The organism is Rathayibacter tanaceti, from assembly GCF_001634385.1.
GTDB classification, from domain to species: domain Bacteria; phylum Actinomycetota; class Actinomycetes; order Actinomycetales; family Microbacteriaceae; genus Rathayibacter; species Rathayibacter tanaceti.
On the sequence record NZ_LIIN01000130.1, the window covers coordinates 1 to 7661 of the forward strand.

Sequence of the window (7661 nt, forward strand, 5' to 3'; positions counted from 1 at the left end):
CGCGTAGCCGCGGTCGAGCACCACCACGGCAGCGCGCGTCGCGGAGCCGGCTCGCATCGGGAGTGGGCGCCGCGCGGACGGTGCAGCGCGCCAGGTCGCCCGGGCCGAAGGCGGCGACGAAGCGCACGGTCAGATCCTCGACGCGGTCGTGCTCCGAGACGGCCAGCTCGAGCGCGTGCGACCACAGCGCCGCCTCCGGGACGGCAAGCCCGACGGCGCGCGCCGACTGCGCGAGGCGGTCGAGGTGCTCGGTCACCGCACGCGGTCGTCCGCGGAGGACCGCAACGGTCTCGAAGACGCCGTCGCCACGGAGGTAGCCGGCCTCGTCGACGTGCACGAGCGGAGCCCTCGGGTCTCGCAGCCGAGCGGAGCCGGACGCGATCTCGACGAGGACGGGGGAGCTCATGCCCCCATCCTGCCCCGGTCGAGGGATTAGCGGGGGCGGAGGCCGCTCGCGACGTCGTCGGCGCTCGCGAGCTCCCGCCACGCTCCGCCCGGGCCCCCGGAGCACCGAACACATCGGCCTCGGCGAGTGCCGAGACGTCGAGCCCGGTGAGAGTGCCGATCTCGGCGACCGGCAGCTGGAAGGTGCGGAAGCCGCCGAGCGGCACGAGCCCCTCGCGGACGGGCTCGATGAGCTCGGACTGGTCGAGCAGGTAGGCGCTGGTGGCGAGGGAGGCGCCGTCGGGGCTCCAGGCCGCGATCTTCCAGAAGCGTCGGGGGATGCCCACACCGCGGTAGACGGGATCGTCGCCGGCGAGCACCGGCCCGGTGAAGACGCTGAGCCGGGTGCGCCACGTCTGCGCGTACTCGAGCACCAGTGTCTCCAGGCCCAGCCACAGCTCCTGCGACTGGTTGAAGCCGCTCGCCTGCGGAGCGGCGTTCGTGTAGCAGAAGCTGTCGCGGTTGGCCGCGCGCGCCTCGGCGGCCTCACCCCAGACCGGGTCGCGGCGGCGCACGAGGTGACCGCGGTCGAGGTCGTTGCGGGCGTAGACCTCGGAGCCGGTCTGCTCGGAGGCGGGGACGCGGTCGTCGAGGTGCCAGTCGTCTCCGCGGTCGAGCTCCACCAGCCGGGCGCCGTCGATGTTCACCGCGGTCGAGAGCGCGAGGCGCCGCTCGGGATCGAGGAGGACCTCGAAGTGCGTGTACGGCAGCAGCCGCACAGCACGCTCAGCAGAGGGCCGCGGCGCGGCGGCGTCGACGCCGAGGAATCCGGCGTCGAAGCTCACTCCGCGGCCCCGACCGGAGGCGTCGCGACCGGTTCTGCGGGCAGCGGCGAGTCGGGGTCCTCCGTGCCGGGCTCGGCGGTCCCGGTCGTCTCCGGAGCAGGAGCCTGCGGCGCGGGAGCCTGCGAGCCGTTGCTGATCAGCAGCGTGATGTCCGAGTACCGGGCGACGGTGGTGCCCGCTCCGGGGTCGGTGCCCGCCACAGTGCCGGCGGGAGCGGCCGAGTCCACAGTGGCGCCCTCGTCGACGTCGAAGCCGAGGTCGTCGAGCGTCTCGGTCGCATCGTCGATCGAGCGTCCGGAGACGTCCGGCACCACGATCTGGCGGCCGTTCAGCAGCGCGCTGCTCGGCTCGGCGAAGTCGTCGCCTCCGTACTTCTGGTCGGCCCGGGTCATCACCGAGTTCCAGATGTAGTGCCGGATGTTCGAGGCGTACGGACGGCTGTCGAGCTCCGTGTTCGGGAACCGCACCTCCCGCATCGAGGTGTGGCCGTCGATGTTGCCCACCCAGACCACGGTGGCGACGCGCGAGCTCGCGCCGTCCATCCAGGTGGACTCGGCGTTGTCCGTCGTACCCGTCTTGCCGATGTGCTCGATCCCGTCGTCGGGGTCGGACTGCGCCGCCGTGCCGGAGGTGACGACCCGCTGGAGCGCGTAGTTCGCCACTGCGGTCAGCTCGGGGCTCAGTGCCTGGTTGCAGGTCGAGACCGGAGGCTGCACGGCGGCACCGGTCGCGTCGGTGATCGAGTCGATCGCGATCGCGGAGCATGCGCTGCCGTTGTTGGCGAAGCCGGCGAAGGCCGTGACCATGGACAGGGGCGAGATGTTGGAGTCGGAGCCGAGGATCGAGGCGGGCTTGATGCCGAGGTCGCCACCGTCGGCCGCCTTCACCCCGAAGGCCGCGGCCTGGTCGCGGATCGAGCAGAGGTCCAACTGCTGCGCCATGGCCAGGTAGACCGTGTTGATCGACCTCATCGTGCCGTTGAGAACACTGAAGGTGCCGTCCTCGTCGTCGTCGTTGCCGACCTTGTAGGGCCTGTCGTCCTCGCCGCCGGGCAGGCACTTCGCGGGGAACCCCTCGAAGGTGCGTACCCGTCCGTTCACGGTTTCGTTAAGCGTCCGCCCGCTCGCGAGCCACTGCGCCAGCGTGAACACCTTGTACGTCGAGCCGACCTGGAATCCGGTCGAGCCTCCGTAGGCCGTGTCGGTGTTGAAGTTCAGCGCCGAGAAGTTCTCGCCGTTCACGGAGCCGGCCGCGTCGTAGTCCTTGTTCTGCACCATGGCCAGGATCCGGCCGGTGCCCACCTCCATCGACACCGTCGAGCTGCCGATGTTGGTGTCGTTCGTCGGGACCTTCGGCACCGCGTTGTTCGTCGCGTTGGCCGCCGTGTCCTGGAGGTCGCGGTCGAGGGTCGTGTAGATCTTGTAGCCACCACGCTGGAAGTTGGCGAGGCGGGTGTCCGCGTCGTCGCCGAAAGCCGGATCGTTCTGCACCACGCGGGTGATGTAGTCGCAGAAGAACGCGGCGTTCCCCGCGGTCTGGCAGCCGGTCGGGGTCTGCGTGATGGCCGGCACGACCTCCTCGGCGGTCGCCGCGTCGTGCTGCTCCTGCGAGATCTTGCCCTCGCGGAGCATCTGACCGAGGACGTAGTCGCGGCGGATCTTGTTGTCCGGAATGTTCTCGGGGTCGTCGATGCGCAGGCTGTTCGGATTGTTGACCGTCGCGATCAGGCTGGCGGCCTGCGCGAGGCTGAGGTCGGCGGCGTTCGTCGAGAAGTAGTACTCGGCGGCGGCCTGGATGCCGTAGACCTGTCCGCCGAATCCGGCGATGTTGAGGTAGCCCAGCAGGATCTGGTCCTTGCTGTACTTCTTCTCGAGGTCGACGGCGAGCTTCATCTCCTTGAGCTTGCGCCCGGGAGTGGTGGCCGTCGCCTCCTCGTAGGCGGCCTGGGAGGCGGCCTCGTCGGTCTCGCTCAGCGACTCCGCCTTCTGCACCAGCACGTTCTTCACGTACTGCTGGGTGATCGACGAGCCGCCCTGGAGGTCGTCGCCCACCAGGTTGCTGAGCACCGCGCGGATCGTGCCCTGCAGGTCCACTCCGCCGTGGACGTAGAAGCGGGGGTCCTCGGTGGCGATCGCCGCGTCCTTGGCGAACTGGCTCACCTGGTCGAAGGCGACCTCCTCGCGGTTCTGCGCGTAGAAGGAGGCGAGCAGCTCGTTCGAGCCGTCCGTCCGCTTCGCGTAGATCTCGGTCTTCTGGGCGAGCTGGCCCAGCTCGAGGTACTCGGGCACGGTCTCGAACAGGCCGATCGGGTTGTTCTCGGCGAGCCCGGTGACGGCGAGGGCGGGAGTGACTCCCACGGTGATCAGCAGACCCCCGGCGACACTGGCTCCGACGATCCCGAGGACCCGGGCGAGCATGCCGCCGCGGGCGGTTTCTTGCGCAGACATGGCTACGAGAGTAGGCGACGCGCCTGAGTCCGGCGTGCCGCCCGCGCCAGAGTGCCTCCCGAGTACGGTGAGCGGGTGATCCGAGTCCGCGCATGACCGCCGCTGCCGACTCCTCCGCGGCGCGCCGCAGGGCGGTTCTCGTCGTGGCGGTCCTCGCCTCCTTCGTCGCCTTCCTCGACGGCACGGTCGTCACCGTGGCGCTGCCCGCGATCACGCGGGAGCTCGGCGGCGGGCTCGCCGTTCAGCAGTGGGTGGTGGACGGCTACCTCATCACGCTCGGCGCGCTCATCCTGGTGGCGGGCTCGCTCGCCGATCGGATCGGGCGGGCACGCAGCATGGCGATCGGCCTCGTCGGCTTCGGTGTCACCTCGCTGTTCTGCGCCCTCGCGCCCACGGCGGAGGTGCTGATCGTGGCGCGGATGCTCCAGGGCGCGGCGGGCGCGATCCTGGTCCCCAGCTCCCTCGCGCTCATCATCGCGACCGTGCACGGCGCCGCTCAGGGGCGCACCATCGGCGCGTGGACCGCCTGGACAGGGACGGCGACGATCGCGGGTCCGGTCATCGGCGGTCTGCTCGTCGATGCGGGCTCGTGGCGCTACGTCTTCGCTCTGAACGTCCTGCCGATCGTTGTGACGCTCGTGCTGCTGCGCCGGCTCGGCCCCGTCGACTCGGGGAGCCGCGTGCCGATCGACGGCGTGGGCGCGGTCCTCGGCGTGATCGGCCTCGGCGGTCCGGTGTTCGCGCTCATCGAGCAGGAGCGGCTGGGCCTCGCGCATCCGCTCGTGCTGGCCGCGCTGATCGGGGGAGTCGCCGCGCTGGTCGCCTTCGTGCTCTGGGAGCGCCGCACACCGCATCCGATGCTGCCCCTGTCGCTCTTCTCCTCCCGCACCTTCACCGTTGGCAACATCTCGACCGCCTTCGTCTACGGCGCTCTCTCGTTCGGCTTCTTCGCCTGGGCCTCTTCCTCCAGCAGACGCTCGGGTACTCGGCGACGCTCGCGGGGCTGGCGACCCTGCCGCCGACCGTCCTGCTGCTCCTGCTCTCGCAGGTGTCCGGTTCGCTCTCGGCGCGGGTCGGGCCCCGCCTGTTCATGGGGGTCGGACCGCTGGTGGCTGGTGCAGGCTTCCTCCTCCTCTCCTTCGCGGGGGAGTCGGCCGACTACGTCACGCAGCTCCTGCCGGGCATCCTGCTGTTCGGGCTGGGGTTGGCCGTGACGGTCGCCCCGCTGACCTCCACGATCCTCGGCGCGGTGACGGACGGGCACAGCGGAGTCGGCTCCGCCGTCAACAACGCGGTCTCGCGCATCGCCGGTCTGGTCGCCATCGCCGCCACATCGCTGGTCGTCGGCGACTCCCTCGATGCCGAGGGCTTCTCCCGGGCGGCGGTGACGACGGCGGTGCTGCTCGTCGCCGGCGGGGTCGTCTCCCTCGTCGGCATCCGCAATCCGGAGCGGCTCGATCCCGCCCCGGCCGACTCGGCGCGCCGCGGCCGCTGATCCAGTACCACTTCCGGGGGTGCGGTACCCGATGTTCACCGGCCGGTGCCGAACCTTCGAGGACTCGAGGGTGAAATAGTTGTCGCTACATGGAATACTGGGCCGCGACGATGCACTTGCATACATCCGACGGGGACGCTCTCCCCGCGACGACCATCACTCTCGAGGAGAAACCATGACCGACACCATCACCATCCCCGGCTACAAGGCCGGCACCTGGGTCATCGACCCCACCCACAGCGAGGTCGCGTTCAGCGTCCGCCACCTGATGATCAGCAAGGTCAAGGGCACGTTCGAGCGCTTCACCGCCACCTTCACCACCGGCGAGAACCCCCTCGACTCCACCGTCGAGGCCACCGCCGAGGTCGCCTCCGTCAACACCAACGAGCCCAACCGCGACGGACACCTCCGCACCGGCGACTTCTTCGAGGCCGACCAGTACCCCGAGATCCGCTTCGTGTCGACCGCGGTCCGCCCCCACGGCAGCGACTTCCTCGTCGACGGCGACCTCACCATCAAGGGGGTCACCAAGCCCGTCACCTTCGAGGTGGAGTTCGGCGGCTTCGGCACCGACCCCTACGGCAACTACAAGGCCGGCCTCACCGCCAAGGCCACCATCGACCGCACCGACTTCGGCCTCACCTACAACGCGGCCCTCGAGACCGGCGGCGTGCTCATCGGCGAGAAGGTCACGATCACCCTCGACCTCCAGGCCGCCCACCAGGCGTAGTCCGCAGCGGTCGACCGGAGCCGTCCCTCCCCTCGGGGAGCGGACGGCTCCGTCGTGCCGGGGACGGCCCCGTCTCGGGCAGGAGGCCTGCAGCGAGCTCGGTGCACGGTGAGCTCGGGGTGCGGAGCCACCGTCGGGCCTCAGAGGACGCCGAGCTCCGTCAGCTGCTCCGAGATGCCGGCGCCGTCGGGTGCGTAGACCCACGGCGTGCCGCTCGTCTCTGAGCGGTCCTGCGCCTTCGAGCGCCCGCCGGCCAGCACGGCCTCACCGGTCGAGAGCTGCCGGATCGCGATGGCCGCCACCCGGTCCGGGTGCTCGTTCGCGAAGTCGGCGTAGATCTCCTCGTCGTGCTGGCCGTCGTCGCCGACCAGCAGCCAGCGCACATCGGGGAACTCGTCGGCCAGACGGCGGAGGTTGACCTCCTTGTGCTGCTTGCCGCTGCGGAACCAGCGGTCGTGCGTCGGCCCCCAGTCCGTCAGGAGGAGGGCGCCGGCCGGGTAGAGGTGCCGCGAGAGGAAGCGGGTGAGTGCCGGTGCGACGTTCCACGCTCCCGTCGAGAGGTAGATGACGGGCGAGCCCTCGTGCTGGCGGGCGAAGCGGTCGAGGAAGACCGCCATCCCGGGGGTGGGCATCCGTGCGTGCTCGTCGAGCACGAAGGTGTTCCAGGCCGCGATGAAGGGGCGGGGGAGCGCCGTCACCATGACGGTGTCGTCGACGTCAGAGACGATCCCGAGGCGTGCCTCCGGCCGCACGATGAACACCGGCGCCGCGACGGGCTTCGACCCGGCCGTGGAGAAGGTGATGGTGTGCCAGCCGGGGGAGAGCGTGATCGGCAGATCGGCGTCGACCACACCGCCGCGATCGGCGGTCACCCGGTGCTGCTGCCCGTCGACCTCGACCGAGACGACCGCCCCGCTGACGAACACGCTCGTGAAGCTGCGCCAGCCGCGCACGCCCTCGACGGGGCGCACCTCCTCGCGCCCGGAGGCGTCGGAGGCGTGTAGAGAACGCGGGCGAGAACCCGCAGCTGCTCGGTCGTGCCGTAGCCGGTGTAGGGGATCACCCGCGGGACATGCCCCTTCCGCCGCACGCGACGCATCCGGAAGGCGTGGAGTCGGTCCTCGAGGCGGGCGGCGCGGTGCATGACCTCGGCCTTGCCCGGGCTCAGGGGCTTGCTCTCGGGCGTCAGCGGCATCCGTCCAGTCTGTCAGATGCCCGCACCCCCGCGGATCGCGCTCTCACGAGTGCCGCGGCCGGGTTCGCGCCCTCTCGGCTCAGGCCGGCTGGATGAGCTGCGGCCCGTTCGCCGAGACGGAGCCGACCGCGGCTCCGACGGTGCGCACGTCCAACTCCTCGGCGAGCTCGGCGGCACCCTCGGCCGCGGCTCGGAGCAGGTCGCCGTCGCCCGTCGAGCCTGGATCGAGCCAGTCCTCGATCAGCTCGGGCTGGAGCAGCACAGGCATCCGCTCGTGCACGTCGGCGACCGCACCGGAGGAGGGCCGCGTCAGGATCGTCGCCGAGAGGAGCCAGGGCGCGCCCGGCTGCGAGGAGCGCCACCACTCGTAGAGTCCGGCGAAGAGGACGAGCGACCCTTCACCGGGCGACACGTACACCGGCGATCTCGCGCCGTCCGCGGCGATCCGCCACTCGTACCATCCGGAGGCCGGGACGATGGCCCGTCGAGCGCTGTACGACTCGCGGAAGGACGGCTTCTCGGCGACCGATTCGATCCGCGCGTTGATCAGCGGCGCCCCGGCCGA

General features: G+C 70.8%; 4 protein-coding genes and 3 pseudogenes. 2 read left to right on the forward strand and 5 right to left on the reverse strand.

Going from position 1 to position 7661, the window contains the following annotated elements:
* The 3 genes and pseudogenes from ACH61_RS19385 to ACH61_RS12955 all read right to left on the reverse strand — a co-directional run.
* Window positions 1-520: aminotransferase class IV (locus ACH61_RS19385; protein WP_413784041.1), on the reverse strand; the 520-nt coding region annotated here is incomplete at its 3' end.
* A gap of 76 nt (window positions 521-596) precedes the next feature.
* A pseudogene (locus tag ACH61_RS19390) lies at window positions 597-1229 on the reverse strand (DNA/RNA non-specific endonuclease); the annotation flags it as partial.
* The gene (locus ACH61_RS12955; RefSeq protein ID WP_082845258.1) at window positions 1226-3676 is read right to left on the reverse strand and encodes a transglycosylase domain-containing protein; all 2451 of its coding nucleotides are present in this window, start codon (window positions 3674-3676) and stop codon (window positions 1226-1228) included. The pseudogene ACH61_RS19390 and the gene ACH61_RS12955, both read right to left, overlap by 4 nt.
* A gap of 92 nt (window positions 3677-3768) precedes the next feature.
* On the opposite strand from ACH61_RS12955, the pseudogene ACH61_RS12960 reads away from it, so the two are divergent.
* Window positions 3769-5171 (forward strand): annotated as a pseudogene (locus ACH61_RS12960) (MFS transporter).
* A gap of 175 nt (window positions 5172-5346) precedes the next feature.
* The gene (locus ACH61_RS12965; protein ID WP_068212692.1) at window positions 5347-5901 is read left to right on the forward strand and encodes a YceI family protein; all 555 of its coding nucleotides are present in this window, start codon (window positions 5347-5349) and stop codon (window positions 5899-5901) included.
* Between the two features lie 140 nt (window positions 5902-6041).
* Here ACH61_RS12965 and ACH61_RS12970 read toward each other — a convergent pair.
* Together ACH61_RS12970 and ACH61_RS12975 are read right to left on the reverse strand one after the other, a co-directional pair.
* Window positions 6042-7096, reverse strand: a pseudogene (locus ACH61_RS12970) (App1 family protein).
* Between the two features lie 79 nt (window positions 7097-7175).
* Window positions 7176-7661: SOS response-associated peptidase (locus tag ACH61_RS12975; protein WP_068212695.1), on the reverse strand; the 486-nt coding region annotated here is incomplete at its 5' end.